Annotated in this window: 18 protein-coding genes and 5 pseudogenes; 10 read left to right on the forward strand and 13 right to left on the reverse strand. The window is 77.4% G+C overall.

Features of this window, described 5'->3' with window-relative positions:
• Positions 1-5: 5 nt before the first annotated feature.
• From F1641_RS23315 to F1641_RS13720, 5 genes are all read right to left on the reverse strand, one after another.
• Positions 6-1,625: a DUF4153 domain-containing protein gene (locus tag F1641_RS23315; RefSeq protein WP_194906469.1), complete on the reverse strand. Its 1,620-nt coding sequence runs from the start codon at positions 1,623-1,625 to the stop codon at positions 6-8.
• A gap of 79 nt (positions 1,626-1,704) precedes the next feature.
• On the reverse strand, positions 1,705-2,763 hold the full coding sequence (locus F1641_RS13705) for a cell wall metabolism sensor histidine kinase WalK (RefSeq protein WP_194906471.1): 1,059 nt from the start codon (positions 2,761-2,763) through the stop codon (positions 1,705-1,707).
• Positions 2,760-3,491: a response regulator transcription factor gene (locus F1641_RS13710; RefSeq protein WP_194906472.1), complete on the reverse strand. Its 732-nt coding sequence runs from the start codon at positions 3,489-3,491 to the stop codon at positions 2,760-2,762. Before F1641_RS13710 ends, F1641_RS13705 begins: the two co-directional genes overlap by 4 nt.
• A 90-nt stretch (positions 3,492-3,581) precedes the next feature.
• Positions 3,582-4,268, reverse strand: a complete 687-nt coding sequence (locus tag F1641_RS13715) for a hypothetical protein (protein WP_194906474.1) — start codon at positions 4,266-4,268, stop codon at positions 3,582-3,584.
• Positions 4,163-4,636: a hemerythrin domain-containing protein gene (locus tag F1641_RS13720; RefSeq protein WP_194906476.1), complete on the reverse strand. Its 474-nt coding sequence runs from the start codon at positions 4,634-4,636 to the stop codon at positions 4,163-4,165. Before F1641_RS13720 ends, F1641_RS13715 begins: the two co-directional genes overlap by 106 nt.
• Positions 4,637-4,744: 108 nt before the next feature.
• Between F1641_RS13720 and F1641_RS13725 the strand changes: the two genes are divergently transcribed.
• Positions 4,745-5,977, forward strand: coding sequence for a cysteine desulfurase-like protein (locus tag F1641_RS13725; protein WP_194906478.1), 1,233 nt, complete (start codon positions 4,745-4,747; stop codon positions 5,975-5,977).
• A gap of 61 nt (positions 5,978-6,038) precedes the next feature.
• Here F1641_RS13725 and F1641_RS23320 read toward each other — a convergent pair whose 3' ends face one another.
• Entirely contained in the window at positions 6,039-7,019 is a 981-nt protein-coding gene (locus F1641_RS23320; RefSeq protein ID WP_194906480.1) for a DMT family transporter, read from the reverse strand.
• Positions 7,020-7,119: 100 nt separating this feature from the next.
• On the opposite strand from F1641_RS23320, the gene F1641_RS13735 reads away from it, so the two are divergent.
• Complete coding sequence (locus F1641_RS13735) at positions 7,120-7,974, forward strand: LysR family transcriptional regulator (RefSeq protein WP_375541493.1); 855 nt, start codon at positions 7,120-7,122, stop codon at positions 7,972-7,974.
• A gap of 9 nt (positions 7,975-7,983) precedes the next feature.
• The gene (locus F1641_RS13740) at positions 7,984-9,015 is read left to right on the forward strand and encodes an LLM class flavin-dependent oxidoreductase (protein WP_194906481.1); all 1,032 of its coding nucleotides are present in this window, start codon (positions 7,984-7,986) and stop codon (positions 9,013-9,015) included.
• A gap of 21 nt (positions 9,016-9,036) precedes the next feature.
• On the opposite strand, the gene F1641_RS13745 is transcribed toward F1641_RS13740, so the two are convergent.
• Both F1641_RS13745 and F1641_RS13750 read right to left on the reverse strand, forming a co-directional pair.
• Positions 9,037-9,633: an exonuclease domain-containing protein gene (locus F1641_RS13745; protein WP_194906483.1), complete on the reverse strand. Its 597-nt coding sequence runs from the start codon at positions 9,631-9,633 to the stop codon at positions 9,037-9,039.
• A gap of 122 nt (positions 9,634-9,755) precedes the next feature.
• Complete coding sequence (locus F1641_RS13750) at positions 9,756-10,292, reverse strand: hypothetical protein (protein ID WP_194906484.1); 537 nt, start codon at positions 10,290-10,292, stop codon at positions 9,756-9,758.
• Between the two features lie 81 nt (positions 10,293-10,373).
• Here F1641_RS13750 and F1641_RS13755 point away from each other — a divergent pair, with 81 nt between their 5' ends.
• The gene (locus F1641_RS13755) at positions 10,374-11,933 is read left to right on the forward strand and encodes an ATP-dependent DNA ligase (protein ID WP_194906486.1); all 1,560 of its coding nucleotides are present in this window, start codon (positions 10,374-10,376) and stop codon (positions 11,931-11,933) included.
• Positions 11,934-11,938: 5 nt separating this feature from the next.
• Here the strand turns inward: F1641_RS13755 and F1641_RS13760 are convergent, their stop codons facing one another.
• Both F1641_RS13760 and F1641_RS13765 read right to left on the reverse strand, forming a co-directional pair.
• Positions 11,939-12,913, reverse strand: a complete 975-nt coding sequence (locus tag F1641_RS13760; protein WP_194906488.1) for a hypothetical protein — start codon at positions 12,911-12,913, stop codon at positions 11,939-11,941.
• Between the two features lie 112 nt (positions 12,914-13,025).
• Positions 13,026-14,600 (reverse strand): amidohydrolase family protein, encoded by a 1,575-nt coding sequence (locus F1641_RS13765; RefSeq protein WP_206691181.1) that lies wholly within the window; start codon positions 14,598-14,600, stop codon positions 13,026-13,028.
• 44 nt (positions 14,601-14,644) lie between these two features.
• On the opposite strand from F1641_RS13765, the gene F1641_RS13770 reads away from it, so the two are divergent.
• Complete coding sequence (locus tag F1641_RS13770; protein ID WP_194906490.1) at positions 14,645-15,622, forward strand: pirin family protein; 978 nt, start codon at positions 14,645-14,647, stop codon at positions 15,620-15,622.
• Positions 15,622-17,625, forward strand: a pseudogene (locus F1641_RS23895) (HelD family protein). The gene F1641_RS13770 and the pseudogene F1641_RS23895 overlap by 1 nt, the downstream one beginning before the upstream one ends.
• A 7-nt stretch (positions 17,626-17,632) precedes the next feature.
• Here F1641_RS23895 and F1641_RS13780 read toward each other — a convergent pair.
• Together F1641_RS13780 and F1641_RS13785 are read right to left on the reverse strand one after the other, a co-directional pair.
• Positions 17,633-18,103: a hypothetical protein gene (locus F1641_RS13780; RefSeq protein ID WP_194906492.1), complete on the reverse strand. Its 471-nt coding sequence runs from the start codon at positions 18,101-18,103 to the stop codon at positions 17,633-17,635.
• A 48-nt stretch (positions 18,104-18,151) separates the two neighbouring features.
• Positions 18,152-18,667 (reverse strand): dienelactone hydrolase family protein, encoded by a 516-nt coding sequence (locus F1641_RS13785; protein WP_309225602.1) that lies wholly within the window; start codon positions 18,665-18,667, stop codon positions 18,152-18,154.
• Between the two features lie 173 nt (positions 18,668-18,840).
• Here F1641_RS13785 and F1641_RS23900 point away from each other — a divergent pair.
• From F1641_RS23900 to F1641_RS23910, 3 pseudogenes are all read left to right on the forward strand, one after another.
• A pseudogene (locus F1641_RS23900) lies at positions 18,841-18,966 on the forward strand (transcriptional regulator); the annotation flags it as partial.
• A gap of 400 nt (positions 18,967-19,366) precedes the next feature.
• Positions 19,367-19,447: pseudogene (locus F1641_RS23905) on the forward strand (WYL domain-containing protein); the annotation flags it as partial.
• A 162-nt stretch (positions 19,448-19,609) separates the two neighbouring features.
• Positions 19,610-20,516: pseudogene (locus F1641_RS23910) on the forward strand (NAD-dependent epimerase/dehydratase family protein).
• Here the strand turns inward: F1641_RS23910 and F1641_RS13800 are convergent.
• Positions 20,503-21,258, reverse strand: a pseudogene (locus F1641_RS13800) (DeoR/GlpR family DNA-binding transcription regulator). The pseudogenes F1641_RS23910 and F1641_RS13800 overlap by 14 nt on opposite strands.
• A gap of 70 nt (positions 21,259-21,328) precedes the next feature.
• Between F1641_RS13800 and F1641_RS13805 the strand changes: the two are divergent.
• Positions 21,329-22,087 carry an NUDIX domain-containing protein gene (locus F1641_RS13805; protein WP_194906494.1) on the forward strand — a complete coding sequence of 253 codons (759 nt, stop codon included), beginning with the start codon at positions 21,329-21,331 and terminating at the stop codon, positions 22,085-22,087.
• Positions 22,088-22,098: the final 11 nt, after the last annotated feature.

Below are 22,098 nucleotides of genomic sequence, written 5' to 3' on the forward strand. Positions count from 1 at the left end.
GTCGCTCAGCAGCCCGGGAGGTCGGCGAGCGCCCGCTCCGCCCGCCACCGGGCCAGGTTGGCCGCCGCCCAGCCCCCGCCGTCAGGGGTGTGCGAGAGCGCGAGCAGGCACGCGCCGTCAGGGCCGAGGGCCCCGGGCCGCTCCCGCAGCACGGCCGCCACCGCGGGGACCGCGTCGGCCGACAGCGACCACAGGTACGGCAGGTCAGGGCCCGCCGGCTGGTCGAGCCGCGCCAGCTGCGACCGCGCGACCAGCGCGTCGGGGTCCGCCGCCGCGAGACCCAGCACCGACGCCGCCGCGACCAGCACCGCCACCTGCGGCACCCACCCCTGCCGACGGGCCCGCGACCGGCCGTCCCGCAGCGGACCGTCCCGCAGCGGACCGCCGCGCAGCGAGCCCGCGACCAGCAGCAGCACCAGCAGCCCCGCGAGCCCGGCGCACACGACGCCCACCGAGACCCGCAGCCGCGTCAGCCCGTACGCGTCGACGTAGGCGACCAGGTCGCTCACCGCGGCGGCGTCGACGCCCAGCGACAGCAGGCACAGCACCGCCAGCGCGGCGCGCGGCCCGGCGGTCACCGGGGTCCACCGGACGGCGAGCGCGACGACGCCGAGCACCAGCGCCGTGGCCACCACCAGCTGCGCGAACCCCGCGTGCAGCTGCTCCGCGAACGACCCCCCGCCCGCGGGAGCGGTGACGCGCACCAGCAGGAAGGCCGCGAAGAGCGCGTCGAGGGCGCCCAGGGGCAGCAGCCACTCCACCCGGCGGCCCAGTACCCGGCCACCCCGGCCACCCCGGCCGGTCGGACCAGCAGGCGCGCTCGCGCTCACCTCGCGGCGCGGCTCCCACGCCACCACCAGCGCGGCGCTCGTCGCGAGCGCGGCGAGCCCGAAGACGACGGTGCGCCCCAGCACGACGTCCACCCGGGTCAGCCCCAGCCACGCCCCGAGCTGGGTGACCGCGGCGTCGAGCCAGGCGCCGGCCCCGGTGAACAGCGACCCGAACCGGGCGTCCGCACTGGCCAGCAGGGGGACGAACACCGCCAGCAGCACCGCGGTGAGCGCCGCCCCGCGCACCGCCGGTCCGATCCGCCGCCAGCGCCGCCGCGCCGTCGGCCCGGCCTGCCCGCGCGCCCCGAGCACGCGTGCGGCGGCCCGCCCGAGCGCCACCTCGACGCCGCGCACCAGCCACCCCGCGCCCGTCGCCAGCCGCCCCACCGGACGCAGGGGAGCAGCCAGCACCGCTGCCCACGTGCCCGCCGGCGCGAGCGCCAGGGTTCCGAGCAGCAGTGCCCCGAGCAGGCACAGCGCCACGACCCACCCCGCGTCGCGCACCGCGGCGCTCGCGGCCAGCAGCACCGCGGCGCCCCCGTGCACGGCCTGCCACCGGCTGCGCCGCTGCGGCTGCAGCGTTCCCGGCGTCGCCAGCGGCCGCACGAGCAGGACGACGGCGGCCACCGCCACGGCGAGCCCCAGCAGACCGACACCGGGCGGCTCGGGGACCACCAGCGCCGCCACCAGCGCGACCACCCCCACGCCCAGCTGGACGGACGGCGGGGCCCCCGGCCGGCGCACCGCCGGGACCGGGGTGGCGGGTGACGGGGGTGTCGGGGGTGTGGTGGTCACGGGGGGCCTCCGGAGGGGTGTGCGGGCAGGGCTGAGCGCCCCGGCGGCCAGCGGCCGCGAGGTCGGGTGGGAGGAGGGGCTAGGCGGGGAGGTCGACGACGACGCGGCACCCCGCGCCGGGGCCGTGCACGGCGCTGCCGGGCGGGTCGCCGATGCGCACCGAGCCGCCGTGCAGCTCGACCACCCAGCGGACGATCGCGAGCCCCAGCCCGGTGCCGCCGGTCTCCTGGGTGGTCCGGGCGGTGCGGGCGCGGGCGTCGTCGGCCCGCGCGAACCTGTCGAACACGCGCTCGCGGTCGGCGGCGGCGACGCCGGGCCCGTCGTCGAGCACCTCGAGCCGCACGCCCTGCTCCGACCCGTGCAGCGAGCGCCGGGCCAGCAGCCTGACGGTGCCGCCGTCGGGGGCGTGGCGGGTGGCGTTGTCGAGGAGGTTGGCGAGCACCTGCGCCAGGCGCTCGCCGTCGGCCTGGACCTCGACGGGCTCGGCGTCCACCACCACCCGCACCCTCCGGCCCAGCGACGCGCAGTGCGAGCGCGCCTCCGCGGCGGCCCGCTCGGCCAGGTCCGCCACCGCGACCGGGGTGCGGTGCAGCGGCACCTCCCCGGCCTCGAGGCGCGAGAGGTCGAGCAGCTGCTCCACGAGCCGGCCCAGCCGCTCGGTCTGCGCGAGGGCCACGGCGAGGGCGTCGGGGTCGGGCCGGGTGACGCCGTCGGCGAGGTTCTCCAGCAGCGCCCGCAGCGCCGTGATCGGGGTGCGGAGCTCGTGGCTGGCGTCGGCGACCAGGCGCCGGCGCTGGGCGTCGACGCGCTCCAGCTCGGCGGCCATCGTGTTGAAGTCGGCGGCGAGCTGGCCGACCTCGTCGCGCCCGCGGGTCGACGCCGCCGACACCCGCGCGGTGTGGTCGCCGGCCGCCATCCGCCGGGAGGCCGCCGCCATCTCGCGCAGCGGCGCCGTCATCCCGCGGGCGAGCACCTGGATGGCGATGAGGCTGATCACCACCGCCACGACCAGCGAGTAGCGCATGCGCACGTCCTGCAGCAGCAGGAACGCGCCGCCGGCGAGGCCCGCCACCACCGACCCGAGGACGACGACGCCGAGCTTCGCCTTGATCGACGTCATCCACGCCAGCGGGATCATGAGTCGCTCGCCGGGGCGCTCGCGCCGCTGGCGTACCCGACGCCGTGGACGGTGCGCACGACGTCGTCGCCCAGCTTGCGGCGCAGCGCCGCGACGTGGCTGTCGACGGTGCGGGTGGTCGTGGTGCTGGTCGCCGTGCTGGAGGAGCCCAGGTCGCGCCAGCCCCACACGTCGGTGAGGAGCTGCTCGCGGCTGACGACGGCGCCGGGGTGCTCGGCCAGCCGCACCAGCAGGTCGAACTCGGTGGGGGTGAGGTGCACGGCCTCGCCGCCGCAGCGGACCAGGCGGGTCGCGAGGTCGAGCTCGGCGCCACCGACCCTCAGGAGCGAGGCGGCCGGGGCCGGGGGAGCGGCGCGGCGGCCGGCCCTGCGCAGCAGCGCAGCGACCCGCGCCGACAGCTCGCGGGGGCTGAAGGGCTTGGTGAGGTAGTCGTCCGCGCCGACGCGCAGGCCGACGACCAGGTCGGTCTCGTCGGCGCGGGCCGTCAGCATCAGCACGGCGACGCCCTCGAGGCCCGGCTCGGCCTGCACGCGGCGGCAGACCTCGTAGCCGTCGAACCCGGGGAGCATGAGGTCGAGGACGACGAGCGCGGGCCGCACCCGCCGGCACAGCTCGACGCCGGAGGGGCCGTCACCGGCGACGGCGACGTCGTGCCCCTCGGCGCGCAGCCGCGCGGCGACCGCCTCGGCGATCACCGGCTCGTCCTCGACCACGACCACCTGCGCCATGACGGAGAGGCTAGGGAGCGCCGGCCGTGAGGTGGCGGAGGTGGCGTGCCGGGGATGTGGAGGACCTGTGGAGACCGGTCGGCCGCGCCGTCAGCGGCGCAGCACCCTGTCGACCACGACGCCGGTCACGAGCGCGTAGACGGCCTTGTGCGCCACGTCGACCACGAGGTCGGTGCGCGACCACGTCCACGGCGGGGTCCCCACGCCGGTGCCGTTCTCGACGGTCTGGTCCGTGGCCAGGCGCACCGCCGTGAAGACGGGCCACGCGGTCGGCCCGCGCACCCCGCGCTCGGCGAGCAGCGCTCGCAGGACGCCCACGGCGGCGCCCTGCCCGTAGTGCATCGCCCAGTTCCACGGCGTGCTGTCGCGGACCTCCCGCCCCAGCACCCCCTGCAGCGCGTGGGCCGGCACGAACGACGGCGGCCGTCCCGTCACCGCCTGCTCCGCCTTCTCCGACAGCGTCATGACGACGACGCCGACCGCTCCGCCCAGCAGGCCCGCTGCGACCGTGCGCCGCCCGGTGCCCACGGGGGCGGCGGCGTCGAGCGCGTCCTTCGCGCGGTCGGAGACCGCCAGGCCGACCGCCGCGAGGGCGTTCCACGGCGGGCGCCGCGAGACCCGGGGGTGGGGGCGCGTGGGGGAGGCCACCCGTGCCGCCTCCCACGCCGCGCCTATGGTTCGCAGCTCGTCGTCGTCGGCCACCTGCTGGAGGCGGGGCAGCAGGTCGTCCTCCTCGTCGTGCGCGTCGTGGCGGATGGCCGCGAACGCCCGGGCCACCGCCTCGTCGTAGCCGTCGGAGCGGGGTCGGTGCGCTGCAGGTCGCGCAGCAGGTCGTTGACCTCCTGGTGGTCGCCCTCGATGTGGGCGGTGAGCTCGTCACCGGAACCGGCACCGGGCAGGTGCCTGCGGTAGGCGGGGAAGAGCACGGTCTCCTCGGCGAAGGCGTGCCGCAGCGCCCGCTCGCCGAGCTCGGCGAGGACCTGGCCGCGCTCGTCGGGGTCGGTCGCGGCGTCGTGGGCGCGCATCAGGTCGTCGAGCGCGCGGTGGTCGGCGCTCTGGCGCGACAGGATGCTGCCGGGGCCACCGCGCTGCTCCTCGGTCTGGTCGGCCACGGACGTCAGGCCGTTCCGGCGGGGGTTCGCCACGGGGTGCTCCTGGGGGCTGGGGACCGCACCGGCGCGGGCTCCACCGTCTCGGGGCGTCCCTACCCCGGGGTGCCCACCGCACACCGGGGGTCAGCCAGACTGCGCGGGGTGAGCACCGCCTACGACGTCGACGCCCTGCGCTCCCGCTTCCCCTCCCTCGGCCCCGCCGGCGAGGGGTGGGCGCTGTTCGACGCGCCCGGCGGCACGCAGACGCCCCGCGAGGTGGGTGAGGCGGTGGCCGCCGCGCTGGTCGGGCCGCTGTCGAACCGGGGGACCTCCGCGCCGTCGCAGCGCAACGCCGAGGACGCCGTCGCCGCGTTCCGCGCCGCGGTGGGCGACCTGCTGGGGGCCGACCCGGCCGGCGTCGTCCACGGCCGCTCGGCCACGGCGCTGACCTACGACTTCTCCCGCACCCTGGCCGCCACCTGGCCCGACGGCGCCGAGGTGGTGCTCTCCCGGCTCGACCACGACGCGAACGTCCGGCCCTGGGTGCAGGCCGCGGCGCGCGCGGGCGCGGTGGTGCGCTGGCTCGACGTCGACACCGCCACCGGTGAGCTGGTCATCGACGAGTCGGTGCTCACGGAGCGGACGGTGCTCGTCGCCGTCACGGGGGCCTCGAACCTGCTGGGCACCCGGCCCGACCTGGAGCGCATCGCAGCGGCGGCGCACGCCGTCGGCGCCCTGCTCTGGGTGGACGGCGTGCACGCCACCGCCCACCACCTGCCCGACCTGCGCTCGAGCGGGGCCGACTTCTGGGTCTGCTCGCCGTACAAGCTCCTCGGCCCCCACCACGGGGTGCTCGCGGCGCGCCCGGAGCTGCTGGAGCGCCTGCACCCCGACAAGCTCGCGCCGTCGACCGACGCGGTGCCCGAACGCTTCGAGCTGGGGACGCTGCCCTACGAGCACCTCGCCGGGACCACCGCCGCCGTCGACGTGCTCGCCTCCCTCGGCGTCGCGGCCCCGGGGGCGTCTCGGCGCGAGCGGCTGGTGGCGGCCTTCGAGGCGACCGACGCGCACGAGACCCGGCTGCGCGTCCGCACCGAGGAGGGGCTCGCGAGCCTCGGCGACGCCGCCGTCGTCCACAGCCGCGCGGAGCGCCGCACGCCGACGCTGTACTTCTCCACCCCCGGCCGCCCCGCCGGCGAGGTCGCCGCGGCGCTCGCGGCGCAGCGGGTGCTCGCGCCCGCGGGGCACTTCTACGCGTGGGAGCCCTTCGGGCGCCTGCGCACCGCCGGGGTCCTGGGCGACGACCCCCTGGGCGGCATCCGCGTCGGCATGGCCCCCTACACCAGCGACGACGACGTCACCCGCCTCCTCGACGCCCTCGCCACCGTCCTCTGACCCCGCCCCCGCCGTGATCATGGGCGGTCGGCCACCTCGGCAGGGTGGCGACCGCCCATGATCACGGCGAGGGGGTGGCGAGCGGGGTCCTGGTCCAGCGGGGCAGGCGCAGGCGGCCCTGGGCCAGCAGCACGCTGACCACCACGACCACCGCTCCGACCGGCTCGTTCCAGGTCAGGTGCTCGCCCAGGACCAGCACGCCTGCGACGACACCGACCACCGGCGTCAGGTACGTGACGCTCGAGGCCGCCAGCGACCCCCACTCCGCGAGCACCCGGGTGCTCCACACGTACGCGAGTCCGGTGCCCAGCGCGCCGAGCGCCACCAGGGCGCCGACAGCGGCGGCCGGGGGCGCGACCGCGGGCAGCACCGGGCCGCCGCCCACCACCGCCAGCACCCCGGCGAGCAGCAGCCCCAGCACCGCGGCGATCCCCACCTGGCCCGTCGCGACGGCCAGCGGCCCGTGCGCGTGCCGCCCGGTGACGAACCGCCGCATCCACGCGAACCCCGCGCCGTAGCAGGCGGTCGCGCCCAGGCACGCGGCCTGCGCCGGCAGGGAGCTCGCGAACGCGGCGTCGTCCACCACCCGCCACAGCCCCATGACGACGGCCACGCCCACCACGCCGAGCGCCACCCCCGCGACCTGCCCGCGGGTGAGCCGCTCGCTGCGCACCGCGGCGGTGACGGCCAGCGCCGTCCAGATCGGGGTCGTGGCGTTGAGGATGGCCGACAGCCCCGACGGCAGGTGCTGCCCGGCCCACGAGTAGAGCAGGAACGGCGCGAGGCACAGCAGGACGCCGACGACGGCGAGGTGGCCGACGAGCGACCTCTCGCGGGGCCACGCCGTGCGGCTGACCGCCATGAGCACCACCAGGGTCAGCGCCCCCAGGGCGATGCGCCCGACCGCCACCTGCGTGACGTCGAAGCCCGTGAGGGCCACCTTGATGAGCAGGAAGCTGCTGCCCCAGACGAGGGCGAGCGCCGCGTACGCCGCGAGGACGCCGGCGCGGGGCCGAGTGGTGGGAGCGGTGGAGCTGGGCACGACGACGAGCCTGCCCCCCGCGCGCGCCTCGGCGCCAAGAACCGCGCCGCGTCATCCATAAGATCTCCCTCTGGCTCTGACCCCAGCGCAGCTGCGCGCCCTGGCGGCGGTGGAGCGCCACGGGTCGTTCTCCGCGGCGGCCGACGCGCTGCGCGTGTCCCAGCCGGCGGTCTCCGGAGCGGTGAAGGCGCTGGAGGTCGAGGTCGGCGGGGTGGTCCTCGACCGGCGCTCCGGCCGGCTCACCGACCTGGGCTCCGCGGTGCTGCCGCACGCGCTCGCGGCCCTCGCGTCGCTGGACGCCGTGGTCGCCGCCGCTGCCGAGCACCGGGGCGCACCGCACGGCACCGTGCGGCTGGCGGTCGTGCCGTCGGTGAGGGCGGGCCTCGTACCGCGCCTGCTCCAGACCTGGGCGCAGCAGCTCCCCGCGGTCACCGTCGAGGTGGTCGAGGGCGACGACCCCGAGCTGCCCGACTGGCTCGACGCCGGCCTGGCCGACGCCGCGGTGCTCGTCGACCCCGACGACCGCGACCTCGGCCCCGGCGCCGTCGAGCTCGCCGGCGACCTCCTGCGCGCCGTCGTCCCCGCTGACCACCCGCTGGCGGTGCGGGCGTCGGTGCACCTCGAGGAGCTCGTGGCGGAGCGCCTGCTCTCCAGCGGCGGGGGGTGCCAGGTGCAGCTGAGGGCGCTGCACCGCTCGACGGGCCTGCCGTTCCGCCCGGTCGCCGAGGTGGCGGGGCTGCCGTCGCTGCTGGCGATGGTCGCGCGAGGAGACGGCGTCGCCGTCGTCCCCGAGCTGGCGGCGCCGCTCGTGCCTCGCGGGGCGCGCCTGGTGCCGCTGGAGCCCGAGCTGCGCCGCCGCCTGGTGCTGACCGGGCCGCCGCCCAGCGCGGGGCGGGAGCAGCACCCGCTCGTCGGCGCGCTCCTGACCGCGGCGGGTGGTGGGGGCGCGGGCTAGCGTGGCGGGGTGCCAGCTCAGGGAGAGCCGCTGGAGCGGCTCGGCTTCCTCACCATCGGGACCTTCGCCGAGGACGACCCGGGCCCCGGCCACGAGGAGGTCCTGCGCGTCATCGAGCTCGGCGAGCGCCTCGGGTACGACTCCGCCTGGCTGCGCCACCGCCACCTCCAGCCCGGCATCTCCTCACCGGTCGCCGTGCTCGCGGCCGCCACGCAGCGCACCACCCGCATCGAGCTGGGAACGGCCGTCACGCCGCTGGGGTTCGAGAACCCGCTGCGCGTCGCCGAGGACTGGGCCACGGTCGACGTTCTCGCGCGCGGGCGGCTGAACCCGGGGTTCTCCACCGGCACCCCGATGCGCTACGACGACGTGTGGGAGTCGCTCTACCCCGACACCGCCGAGCTGGAGGACTTCAGCCACCGCCGCGGCGAGCGGCTCCTCGCCCTGCTGCGCGGGGCGACGGCGGGCACGGCGGGCGTGCAGGGCAGCGAGGTGTTCTCCTCGCGGGTGCAGCCCCACGTACCGACGCTCGCGGCGCGCACCTGGTGCGGCGCGGGCAGCCTCGCCTCGGCGCAGTGGGCGGGGGAGCAGGGGCTGAACCTGCTGACGTCCTCGGTGGTGCGCGCTCCTGCCGACGAGCCGCTGGGCGGGTGGGACTTCGCCGCGATCCAGGCCGAGCAGGTGCGGGCCTTCCGCGCGGCGCACCCCGACGGGGAGCGGGCGCGGGCGTCGCAGGGGCTGGTGGTCGTCCCGACCGACTCGGCCACGCCCGCGCAGGCGGCGCGGTACCGCGAGTACGCCGCCGCGCGCGACGAGCGGACGGCCGCCCCCGTGGGGCCGGGGCGCCTGCTCTTCGCGCGGGACCTCGTCGGCACCTCCGAGGAGATCGCCGACCAGCTCTGGGAGCACGCCGGCTTCCGCGAGGTGCGGGAGGCGGTGTTCGCGCTGCCGTTCAGCTTCGAGCGCGAGGACTACGAGCAGATCCTCACCGACGTCGCCGAGCGGCTCGGACCGCTGCTGGGGTGGTCGCCCGGGAGCTGACCACCCCAGCAGGCGAGGTGGTCAGCGGGGCAGGTGCCCCAGGCGGACGGCGCCGGCCCTCGCGGCCAGGCCCAGCAGCACGCCCGCGGTGGCGCGGGCGTCCGCGCCGGCCTCGTGCAGCGTGAAGCGGGGCAGGCCGAGGGCGGCGGCGACGTCGGGCAGCGCCGAGCTGTGCAGGCCCAGCACCTCGCGGGCGATCGTCTCGGTGCAGTGCCACTCCCACGACGGGGCGGCGACCTCGGCGACCTCGCAGGCGCGCGCCAGGTGCGCGGCGTCGGCCTCGGCGTCGTGCGCCACGACGGGCAGGTCGCCCACGAAGGCGCTGACCGTCTCGAAGAGGTCGGCGAACGACTGCGCGTGGTACAGGTCGCCCAGCTGCAGCTTGTTCGCGGCCATGTGGCGGTAGTCGGCCTCGCCGAACGCGCCGTCGGGGCGGCACAGCGCGGAGTACTCGTCGACGACGGCACCGCCGCGCACCACGGCCAGTCCCACCGCGCAGACCGAGCCCTCGCGGTTGTTCCAGGTCTCGACGTCGACGGCGACGAAGTCGAAGCCGCTCAGGTCGCGGCGCTGGTGGGGGACGGGGGCGGTGCGCACCGCAGCGGAGGGGGAGGTCATGGGCGGACGTCCTTCAGGCAGGGGCCGGCCCGGGGCTCGGGTCGATCTCGCACCGGGCATCGGGGACGCCCCCGACCCGGTTGAGCCCAAGATCGTCACGCCCACCCGGTCGCAGCAGCGCGTCAGCCGTTCAGCCGCAGGAGCCCCGGCACGGCGTCGGGTGCGAAGCCGCGCTCGCGGAGCAGCGCCGCCACCGCCGGGTGCGACGGCACCGGGCTGACCACCCGCCGGGCGCTCCCGACGGCGGCCAGCGCCGCGCCGACCAGGGCAGCAGCGCCCGCGAGCTGCTGGGGCGGCAGCAGCACCCAGGCGGTCTGCGCCTCCCGCGCCTCACCGCCGGGCAGGGGGTCGAGCCCCAGCTGCACGTGCGCCATCCACGCCATGGCGCTGACGTCCGGGTGCCCGCCCGGCGGCAGCAGCGCCGCCGCTGAGGTGAGCGGGCCACGACCGTGCCGCGCGCGCAGCACCCACAGCCCGCCGGACGTCAGCGACAGGTGCGCGAGCCCGAGCCGCAGCAGGCCCTCGGACTCCCCGGCGTCCGCGACCACCCCCGCCGGCGGCTGCACCAGGCGCGCCGCCGCGTTGACGTCACCCAACGACCCCCGCTCCACGACGACGCGTGCGGTGTCGGCCGGTGTCGTCAGAGGCGTCGTCGTCATCACCACACCGTCGGCCCGCGGGCTGTGAGCCGGCTGGGCGGTCCGCATGCGCCCGCTGCGACCACCGGCCACGATCAGCGGGTGCTGCTCAGCGAGGTCGTCGACGCGTCGCGCGAGGTGGGCGCCACGCGCTCGCGGACCGCCAAGACGCGGGTGGTGGCCGCGCTGCTGGCGCGCGCCGAGCCGGCCGAGTGCGCGGTGGTCGCGAGCTGGCTGGCGGGGGAGCCGCGCCAGCGCAAGGTCGGCGTGGGGTGGCGCACCCTGAGCTCCCACGCCGAGCCGGCGCCGGGCACGACGACGGCGGAGGGGAGCGCCCCGCTCGACGTCGTCGCCGTCGACGCGCTGCTCGACGGGCTCGCCACCACCGCCGGGGCCGGCGCCGCCGCCCGCCGCGGCGCGCTGCTCGACGAGCTGTTCGCCCCCGCGACGGCCGACGAGCGCTCCTTCCTCGTGCGCCTCCTCACCGGCGAGCTGCGCCAGGGTGCGCTGGAGGCCGTGGTGCTCGACGCCGTGGCGCAGGCCTCCGGCGCTCCGGCGGCGCTGGTCCGGCGGGCGGCGATGCTGTCCGGGAGCCTGCCCACCACCGCGCACGCGGCGCTCAACGGCGGGGCGGAGGCGCTGGAGGCGGTGCGCCTGGAGGTCGGCCGGCCGGTGCACCCGATGCTCGCGAGCCCCGGCGGCACGCTGGAGGACGTGCTCGCCGACGCCGCGCAGCGCGCCCTCGACGTCGTCGTCGAGCCCAAGCTCGACGGCGCCCGGATCCAGGTGCACCTCGACCGCGGCGCCGACGTGCCGGTGCGGGTGTGGACGCGCACTCTCCGCGAGGTCACCGACGGCCTGCCCGAGGTGGCCGCGCAGGTGCTCGCGCTGCCCTGCGAGACCGCGGTGCTCGACGGCGAGACCCTCGCCCTGGACGACGACGGCCGCCCCCGCCCGTTCCAGGACACGATGAGCCGCTTCGGCAGCGACGAGGGCTCGGAGGTGCTGCTCTCCCCGTTCTTCTTCGACCTGCTGCACCTCGACGGGCGCGACCTGCTCGACGAGCCCCTCGCCGCCCGCCTCGTCGCGCTCGACGGGCTGCTCGCCGCCCCCGGGCACGCGCCGCTGCGGATGCCCGGAGCCCGGGGGGCCAGCGCTGACGAGGCCGCCGCCGTGCTGGAGCGGGCCCTGGCCGACGGCCACGAGGGCGTCGTCGTCAAGGACCTCGCGGCGCCCTACGCCGCCGGCCGCCGCGGCCGCGCCTGGCAGAAGGTGAAGCCGGTGCACACCCTCGACCTGCTGGTCGTGGGCGCCGAGTGGGGCTACGGGCGGCGCACCGGCTCGCTGTCGAACATCCACCTCGCTGCCCGCGACCCCGGCGGCGGCGCGCCGCTGGTGGTCGGCAAGACGTTCAAGGGCATGACCGACGCGCTGCTCGCCTGGCAGACCGCGACCTTCCCGGGCCTCGCGACCGCCGAGCACCGCTGGGGACTGGAGCTGCGGCCGGAGCTGGTGGTCGAGGTGGCCGTCGACGGCGCCCAGCGCAGCACCCGCTACCCCGGCGGTGTGGCGCTCCGGTTCGCCCGGGTGCTGCGCTACCGCCCCGACAAGACCGCCGACCAGGCCGACGACGTCGAGGCGGTGCGCGCCCTGCTCGTCTAGTCCGCTCAGCCCGCGGCGGGCATCCCGCCGTCGGCGGCGGGAGCGGCGTCACCGCTGCCGGACGAGCCGGAGCCGGAGTCCGACCCGGAGCCCGACCCTGAGCCCGAGGCGGGGGCCGGTGCGGCGGTCGGGGCGGGGGCGCTGTCCTGGGCGGGCATCCCCGCCGCGTCGGCGGTGGCGGGCTCGTCACCGTTCGTCGAGGGCCGCGCGGAGGGCTGCGCCGCAGCCGAGGGCCGGGCCGAGGCGACGGCGGACGCGGCGCTCTGGGCGGTCTGCGCGGCTCCGGTGGCGGCCTCGCGGGCCTGGTCGGCGGTGGCCGCGGCCTGCTCGAGCCCGGCCTGGACCTGCTCGGCGGTCGACAGCTGCTGCTCGGCGGTCTGCTGCGCCTGGTCCGCGACCGAGGTCACGCCCCCGACCGCACCACCGACGGCGCCGGCGGCGGGGCCGCTCGTGGAGGAGCCGAGCACGAAGCCGATCGCGCCTGAGAGCAGGACGGCGACGGCCACGAGCACCCAGGTCCAGGCCGAGGTCCGCTGGGGCGCGCGGTCGACGTCGTACCGGTCGTCGTAGCGGGTGCCGTAGCGCTCGTCGCCCTGGTCGTCGGCGGCGGCGTCGTCGTCGTCGTAGTGGTCGTCGTAGGCGTCGGCGTAGTAGCCGTCGACGTCCTGCAGCTGCGGGCGCACGGGGGCGGCGGACGGAGCCGGAGCCGCGAAGCGCGGGACCACGACCGGGGCCGCGGGCGCGGCGGCGGGCGCGGCGGCGGGCGCGGCGGCGGGGGCGGCGACGGTCGCCTCGGCGGCCATCGCGGCGCGGCGGTCGCGGCGGCGGACCACCGGCTCCGGCTCGGGGTCGAGGAGGTGCTCGCCCTCGGGCAGGCCCAGCTCGGTCCACGACGGGTAGCGCGGGGCGGGGACGGACGAGCGCGCCTGGAGGGCGGTCTCGGCGAACACCGTGAGGTCGATCGAACGGTCGCGTGCCACGGGTCCCCCTGGTCGGTGCGGTCCGGCGCCCTCGTGGTGGCCGGTGGTGGCTGGTCGCGATCACGGTAGGTCGGGCGCGAGCGATCCCGTCGGCGCCACGCCGCGCGGGATCTCAGACCGCGTCGTGCACGACGCGGCCCGCCGCCGCGGTGAGCGCCACCCCGGGGCGGCGCCCGGCGTCCAGGAGCGCCAGGGGCTCGTCGTCGACGGCGACGACGTCGGCGGGGTCGCCCGCAGCCACCGCCGACCGACCCCGCGTGGAGGCGGTCAGCGCCTCCAGCGGCGTGACGGCCTGCTCCGGGTGCCAGCTGCGCGCGACGGCGGCGGTCATCGCCAGCCACGGGTCGAGGGCGGCGACGGGGGCGTCGGACCCCAGCGCGAGCCGGGCGCCGGCGTCGAGCAGCGAGCGCAGCGGGAACGCCCGGTGGGTGCGGCCGGGCCAGTGCACCTCGGCGGTCTCGCGGTCGTCGAGGAGGTGGGCGGGCTGCGCGCTGGCGGTCACCCCGAGCGCCGCGAAGCGCGGCACGTCGTCGTCGGCCACCAGCTGGGCGTGCTCGATGCGGGCGCCGCGCCCTCCGGCCGGCCACGGGCCCGCGGCCTCCAGGGCGTCGAGGGCCGTGCGCACCGCTGCGTCACCGATGGCGTGGACGGCGGGCACCAGCCCCGCCGCGCGGCCCCGGCGCAGCAGGGGCACGAGCTGCTCCAGCGGCCAGGTGAGCTCGCCGTGGCTGCCCGGTCCGGTGCGGCCGGGGTAGGCGTCGAGGCAGCAGGCGGTGCGGGTGCCGAGCGAGCCGTCGGTGATGACCTTCAGCGGGCCGCCCACCACCAGCGAGCTCGCGCCCGGCGCGCCTGCGAGGGGAAGCCCGCTGCGCACCCCGAGGGCCACCGCCTCCTCCAGGTGCTGGGGATACGTGCCGGCCTCGACGCGCAGCCCCGCGGAGGCGGTCCGCCCCGCGGCGTCGACCCGACGGGCCCACACCGCGGCGGTGCCGCCCGGGGAGTCCGTCATCTCCAGGTCGACGACGCCCACCACCCCCAGGCTCGCGGCCCGGGCCAGCGCGGCGGCGACGGCGGCGTCGAGCGCGCCGTCGTCCAGGGCGGCCAGCGCCCGCTGGACGGCGAAGGCGGCCTCCTCGCGGACCAGACCGCACGCGTCGGGCACCACGCCGAGCGGCCCGGCGACGTCGCGGGCCGCGGCGCTGGACAGCCACGCGCAGTGCAGGTCGCCCGAGACCAGCACCACCGGGCGGTCACCGGCCCCGGCGACGGCGCCGTCGAGCAGCTCCGCCGAGGGCGCATCGGGCCAGAGGCCGTCGCGGAACCCCGACCCGACCAGCACGCCGGTGGTGCCTCCTGCGACCGCGGCCTCGGCCTCGGCGGCGGCCCGCTCGCGCACCAGCTGCGCGGCGTGGGCGGCGCTCGTCGCCCCCGAGACGTCGAGGCGGCGCTGCACCAGCGCCCACTGGCCCAGGTGCACGTGCTCGTCCCAGAGACCCGGGAGCAGCCAGCGGCCGTCCAGGTCCACCACCTCGGCCGGTCGGCCCTCCGAGCGCGCAGCCGTGCCGGCGGGGAGGACCGACGCCACCCGGCCCCCCTCCAGGAGCACGTCGACCAGGTCGGGTCCTCCCGGCCGGTCCGCCACGAGGCGGCACCGGCGGAGGAGCAGTGCTGGGGTCAGGCGTGTCACAGCGCAGGAGTCTGGCCGCCGCGGCCTGCGGCAGACTCACCGGCATGGCCGAGGGGGAGCAGCTGCTGGACGGGCGCGAGGTGCCGCTGGGCGGCGTCCGCGGCATGAGCGTCACCCGGTGGCTGCCGCACCGCGAGCTGCCGACGGTCGGAGCCTGGTGCTTCCTCGACAGGATCGGCCCGCAGCGCGTCGACATGCGCGTGCAGCCCCACCCCCACACCGCGCTGCAGACGGTGACCTGGCCGCTGGTCGGCGAGATCCTCCACCGCGACAGCGTCGGCAGCGACGTCGTCGTGCGCCCGGGTGAGCTGAACCTCATGACGGCGGGCCGCGGGGTCAGCCACAGCGAGGACTCCCTGGGGGAGCAGCCCCTGATGCACGCCGTGCAGCTGTGGGTGGTGCTGCCCCCGGAGCAGGACGACGACGAGCCGCGCTTCGAGCAGCAGCGCGAGCTCCCCGTGCTGGAGGTCCCGGGCTCGCGCGGCGCCCAGGGATCACCCGGTGCGGGTGCGCGGGCCACCGTGCTGGTCGGCTCGTTGGGGGAGGGCTCCGGCGCCGCTGCGTCTCCGGCGCGCGTGGCCCCGGGGCTCGTGGGCGCCGACGTGGTGCTCGACCCGGGCGCCGACGTCGAGGTCCCCGTCGACCCCGCCCACGAGCACGCCCTGCTGACGCTCGACACCGACGGAGCCGGCGCTGGGCCCCCGGCGCTGCGGTACCTCCCGCCGGGGGCGTCGAGCCTGCGGCTGCGCCACGCCGACGGCGCCCGCCAGCTGCTGCTCGGCGGCACGCCGTCCACCGACGACCTGGTGATGTTCTGGAACTTCATCGGCCGCACCCACGACGACGTCGAGCGCGCCCGCGCCGACTGGGAGGACCCCGACGCCCGCGCCGAGCGCTTCGGCGCCGTGCCGGGGTGGACCGCCGAGCAGCGCATCCCCTCGCCGCCCCTGCCCCCGGTGCGCCTGACCCCGCGCCGGCGCCGGGCCCGCCTGGTCGGGGCGCCGCCGCCCGCGTTCAGCTGATGGGCGACCCCCACACCGACCCCGTCCTCGAGGCCGAGCGCACCTTCCTGGTCCACGTGGGCGCCTGCCTGGCCCACATGCGGGGCCTGGCGGAGGCCCTGGTCGACGTCGGCGGCGACGCGTACGCCTCGGAGCGCCTGGGCGCCCAGCGCGCCGAGCGGCTGCGGGCCCTGGAGGACCTGCCCGACGTCCCGCCCTTCTTCGGGCGCCTCGAGATGCCCGAGCGCGCGCTGCACGTCGGCCGCCGCCACGTGGCGGACGCCGAGGGCGAGCCGCAGGTCATCGACTGGCGGGCACCGCTGAGCCGTACCTACTACCAGGCCAGCGCCACCGACCCCCAGGGCCTGCTGGGCCGCCGCCGCTTCGGGTTCGACCGCGGGGTGCTGACCAGCTACGAGGACGAGGACCTCACCGACGGGCAGGAGCGAGGACCGGGCTCGCTGCTCGTCCAGGAGATCGAGCGCCCCCGCAGCGGGCCGATGCGCGACATCGTCGCCACCATCCAGCCCGACCAGGACGAGATCGTCCGCGCCCCGCTCGAGGAGACGGTGTGCATCCAGGGCGCCCCCGGCACCGGCAAGACCGCCGTCGGGCTGCACCGCGCGGCCTACCTGCTCTACACCCACGCCGAGCGCCTGCGCCGCAGCGGCGTGCTCGTGGTCGGCCCCAACAGGGCCTTCCTGGAGCACATCGAGAAGGTGCTCCGGCGCTGGGCGAGGTCGACGTCGTCCAGCGCACCGTCGCCGAGCTCGGCCCCGAGGTCGTGGTGCGCGCCGTCGACGGGCCCGCCGCCGAGGCGGTGAAGAGCGACGCGCGCATGGCGGAGGTGCTCGCCCGGGCGCTGCTCGGCGGGGTCAGCGAGCCCGTCGACGACGTGCACCTGGTGCTGGCGGGCCGGCGCTACCGGGTGCCCGCGCACCGGGTCGCGGCCGCGGTGCGCGCCCTGCGGGACAAGGTCGCCGCGCCCGCCGAGCGCCGGGAGGTCTCCTACACCGCTGCCCGCACCCGCCTGGGGATGGCGGTGGCCGAGGACGCCCGCCGCCGGGCGGAGGCCGCCGGCCACACCCCCACCGACGCCGAGACCGCCCGCGCCGCGCGCAGCCGCGAGGTGCGCGCGCTCCTCGACGCCGCGTGGCCCGCGCGCACCGCCGTCGCCCTGCTCATCGGCCTGTTCACCGACCCCGCAGCGCTGGCGCGGGCGGCCGACGGCGTGCTCGACCCCTCCGAGCAGGCCCTGCTCGTGTGGGAGGCGCCCCCGCGCTCGAAGGCCAGGGCGCCGTGGACGACGGCGGACGTCGTGCTGCTCGACGAGGTGGAGGGCCTGCTCACGCGGCAGCCCAGCCACGAGCACGTCGTCGTCGACGAGGCGCAGGACCTGACCGCGATGCAGTGCCGCGCGATCAGCCGGCGCCTGGGGACCGGGTCGCTGACGGTGCTGGGCGACCTCGCGCAGGCCACCCACCCCTGCACGCTGGGGCGGTGGGCGGAGGTGATGACCCACCTGGGCCGTCCGCAGGCCGGAGTCCGCCCCCTGACCGTCGGGTACCGCGTGCCCGGCGAGGTCCTCGACCTCGCCGCGCGCCTGCTGCCGGCGATCGCCCCGGAGCTGCCCGCACCCCGGGCGGTGCGCCGCGCCCCCGGGTCGCTGCGCCTGCGGCCGGTGGACGACCTGGTCGCCGCCGTGGTCGACCGCGCGGGCCAGGAGGGCTCCACCGCCGTGATCTGCGCCGACGACGACGTCGCGGCCACCGCCGCCGTCCTGCGGGGCGCGGGCCTGCACCCGGGGGTGCTCGGTGTCGACGCTACGCCGTCGGACCACCTCGTGGTCGTCCCGGCGGGGCTCGCGAAGGGCCTCGAGTACGACCACGTCGTCGTCGTGGACCCCGCCGCCGTCGTCGCGGCGGAGCCCCGCGGGCTGCAGCGCCTCTACGTCGTCCTCACGCGCGCCCGTCACGAGCCTGACCGTCGTCGGTGCCGAGGGGCTCCCCGCTCCGCTGTCGTAGGCCGCGCTCACCCGGTGCCCCGGATAGCCACGTAGCCCGTCAGGGCGTCGAGGCACTCGCGGGGAGCGCCGGGCCAGTACTGGTGGACGCGGCTCCTCCAGGAGCTGTCGTCGACCTGGCCGCCCGACCCCTCGATGACGTCACCGACGGCGTACCGCTGCTCCTCGCCGGTGCTCCGGGACGTGCCGGTGACCACCGCCGTGCCGGACGCGTCGGCGCGGGTCCCCGAGGGGAGGGCGAGGAACGCGGCGCCCCCGCGGCCGTTCGTGACGGCGAGGCACCCGCCCGGGGAGATGACGAGCGTCCCCCCGGCGGGGATCCCCCCGTCGGCCCGAGCGGCGGACGGGGGGAGGGTGAACGCCGTCACGCCACCCTCCAGCTCGAGCTCGCCGCCGTGGCGCAGCACGAAGAACAGCGCCACGAGCCCGACGACCGCCAGGCCGACGACGGCCCAGAACACGCGCTGGCCGCTCGTCATCGCTCCGCCGTCCGTCGTCGGGTCCCGGGTGCGCCCTCGGCCCGGAGATCATCCGTCGAGGCGGGCGGTCCTGTCCACGCTCTGCTGGAGGAAGGCGAGGGCCCGCTCCCACAGCAGCTCGGCCGCCCGGGGGTCGTGCTCCGCCGGCAGGCTCGGGTCGGTGAACAGGTGCCCGGCGCCCGGGTAGTCGAACTGCTCGACGCCGCTGCCGCTGGCACTCACGTCGGCGAGGAGCGCGTCGACCCACTCCTGGCGGCGGAACGGGTCGTGCTCCGCGTAGTGGACCTGCACGGGGGTGCCCGCGGGCCAGGACGAGGCGCCGAGCATCCCGAGCGGCAGCGCGCCGGAGAGCAGCAGCGCCCCGCTGCACCGGCGCTGGGTGGCGACGACCTCGGCCATCGCCGCGCCGTTGGAGAACCCGGCTGCGACGAGGCCGTCGGGCAGGTCGGCGACGGCCTCCAGCCCGCGGCGCACCAGCTCGGGGTAGCCGACGGACCCGCTGAACGCGCCCGCCTCCTCGTAGTCGTCGAAGACCCGCCCCTCGTACTGGTCGACCACGAGCACCTCGTGGCCCGCCGCGCGCAGGCGCTGGGCGGCGTCGTGGATGCCGGGGCGGACCCCCGAGGACGGAGTGGAACAGCGCGATGTCAGCCATGGACAGCACTGTGGGAGGCCCCGGGTGACAACGGGCTGTCACCGACCTCGGCGGAGTCGTCGCACCTGCCAGAGTCGTGGGCGTGAACCGCACCGAACGGCTGCACGCGCTCGGTGAGGAGCTGCGCCGCGCCGGTCCCCGCGGCCGCACCGCGGCCCGGCTCTCGGCGTGGCTCGAGGTGAGCACCCGGACCGTCAAGCGCGACGTCGCGGCGCTGCAGCAGGCGGGCCTGCCGATCTGGGCGCAGGCCGGTCCCGGGGGCGGCTACGTGCTCGACGCGCAGGCCACCCTGCCCCCGGTCAACCTCACCCCGGCGCAGGCCGTCGCCCTCGCCACGGCGCTGGCGGCGCAGCTCTCCACCGCGGGCGCGCCCTGGGCCGCGGACGGCCGCGCGGCGCTGGAGAAGCTCCTCGACGTCATGCACCCGGCCGACCGGCGCCGGGTCGAGGAGCTGGGCGCCCGCGTCTGGCTGCGCGGCCAGGACGCCGCGCCGGGTGCCGCTACCGCCACCGCCACCACCACCGCTGCGCTGGAGCGGGCGCTGGCCGACCGCCGCGTGGTGGCCCTGGAGTACGAGGACGGCGAGGGGCGGGCCACTCGCCCGCCGCGTGGAGCCCCACCTGCTGGTCCGCACCGGCGAGCACTGGTACCTCATCGGCTGGTGCCGGGAGCGGGAGGCGCCGCGCTGGTTCCGGCTCGACAGGGTGCGCGCCGCCCACGTCACCGACGAGACCGCGCCCGAGCGCGACCCCCGCGGTGTTCGGAAACCCCTCCCGCCGACGCCCGCCCCGTCCGTCAGCGGTGACGGCCCGCCGGGTGCCGCCCGGCCCGGGCGGTGGTTGGCTCGGAGGATGCGCATCTTCTTCACCGGCGGCAGCGGCAAGGCCGGGCACCACGTGGCGCCCTTCCTCGCCTCCCAGGGCCACCAGGTCACCAACGCCGACCTGACGCCCCTGCGCCACCCCGACGTCAAGACCTGCGGGTCGACCTCACGGACACCGGGCAGGTCTACTCGGCGCTGGCGGCGACCCCCACGGGCGAAGACCTCGAGTCTCCCGCTCGCCCGTCGGCGACGGGCTCGTCGTACGACGCCGTCGTCCACTACGCCGCGATCCCCAGCGAGTTCCTCGCCCCGGGACGCGCACACCTTCGCCACCAACATCGTCAGCACCTACAACGTGCTGGAGGCGGCGACCCGGCTCGGCATCCGCAAGGTGGTCTTCGCCTCGTCGGAGACGACGTACGGCATCTGCTTCGCCCACGGCGAGCGCAAGCCGCTGTACGTGCCGGTCGACGAGGAGCACCCCGTGGTGCCGGAGGACTCCTACGCCATGTCGAAGGTCGCCGGCGAGGCGACCGCGCGGTCCTTCCAGGCGCGCACCGGCCGCCGACGTCTACGGCCTGCGGATCAACAACGTGATCGAGCCGCACGAGTACGAGTCGACGTTCCCCGCGTTCCTCGCCGACCCGTCGCTGCGGCGGCGCAACATCTTCGCCTACATCGACACCCGCGACCTGGGGCAGATGACGCTGCGCGCGCTGCAGACCGACGGCCTCGGGTACCAGGTGTTCAACGTGGCCAACGCCGACCTGTCGGTCGCCGCCACCACGCAGGAGATCGTCGAGCGCTTCTACGACGGCGTGGAGGTGCGCCGCGAGATGGGCGAGCACGAGACCTTCTACAGCATCGACAAGGCCCGCGAGCTGCTCGGCTACGAGCCCGAGCACTCCTGGCGCGACGTCCTCACGGGGCGGTGAGGACCGCCACACCCCGCTCGGCGAGCCCGTCGAGCACCTCGCTCGGGGGTGCGTCGGTGATGACCCCGGCGACGGCGTCCAGGGGCAGCACCTGGAAGGGCGAGGCGGCACCGACCTTCTCGCGCGACGCCAGCACGTAGGTGTCGGCGGCGCGGGCGGCGAGCGCGCGCTTCATGGCCGCCTCCTCGGGGTCGCCGGTGGTCAGCCCCTGCTCGGGGTGGATGCCGGTGACGCCGAGGAGGAACAGGTCGGCCGAGACGGCCTGCGCCGCCTCGACGGCCGCGGCGCCGCACGTGACGGCGGAGTGCTTGAACAGCGCCCGCCCAGCACGTACACGTCGACCGCGGGGTGCTCGACGAGGGCTGCGGCCACCGTCGGGCTGTGCGTCACCACCGTGCAGCGCAGGTCTCGGGGGAGGGCGCGGGCGACGGGCGAGCGCCGTCGTCCCGCCGTCGAGCAGCACGGTGCTGCCCGGCCGGACGAGCTGGACGGCCCGGGCGGCGACCCGGGCCTTGCTGTCGACGGCGACGGACCCGCGGGCGGCGTAGTCGCCGACGGCGGGGGAGACCGGGAGGGCCCGCCGTAGACGCGCTGGCACAGCCCGGCGGCGGCGAGCTCGCGCAGGTCCCGGCGGACGCTGTCCTCCGAGAGCCCCAGCTTCGGCGGCCACGTCCTTGGCGACCACCTTGCCGTCGCGGGCCAGCCGGGCCAGCAGGTCGTCACGTCGCTCAGCGGCCAGCACGCCGTTCTCCCCCGTCGAACTGCTTCTGCACGTTATCAGCGATTCTTGCACGTTCCTGTACGTTCCTGCCATGACCCAGGACCCGCGTCCCGTGGCCGCCTCGGAGCTGTCAGGCCGGGGACGGCGGGGCGTCGACGTCCCCGACGGCCGGGGCCGCACCGGCCTCGACAGCGCCGGGCGCGGCCTGGCGGGGAACCCGGGCGTCGTCTTCCGCGACGTCGAGGTCACCTCCGACGGCTGGCACGTGCTGCGCCGCACCACCTTCGACCTGCGCCGCCGCGACGGCACCTGGGAGACCCAGCAGCGGGAGACGTACGACCGGGGCGACGGCGCGACCCTCCTGCCCTACGACGACGAGCGCGGCACCGTGCTCCTCACCCGGCAGTTCCGCTACCCCGCCTACGCCAACGGCCACCCCGACGGGATGCTCCTCGAGGCCGCTGCCGGGCTCCTGGACGCGGACGACCCGGAGACCGCCGTCCGCCGAGAGGCCTCCGAGGAGCTGGGGGTGGAGCTCGGCGAGGTCGAGCACCTCTTCGACCTGTTCATGAGCCCCGGCTCGGTGACGGAGCGCGTGCACTTCTGCGCGGCGCCGTACACACCGTCTGCGCGCACGGGCGACGGCGGGGGCGTGGTCGAGGAGGGGGAGGACATCGAGGTGGTCGAGCTGGCGCTCACCGACGCGCTGCAGATGTGCCGCGACGGCCGCATCTGCGACGGCAAGACCGTGGTGCTGCTGCAGTGGGCCGCGCAGCAGCACCACGAGGGCGCCGGTCAGCGCAGGACGTCGGCCAGGTCGGGCAGCAGCGGGGTGGCACGGCGCTCGTAGACCCGCCCCGT

Source organism: Quadrisphaera sp. INWT6, assembly GCF_015390235.1.
Classification (GTDB): Bacteria; Actinomycetota; Actinomycetes; order Actinomycetales; family Quadrisphaeraceae; genus Quadrisphaera.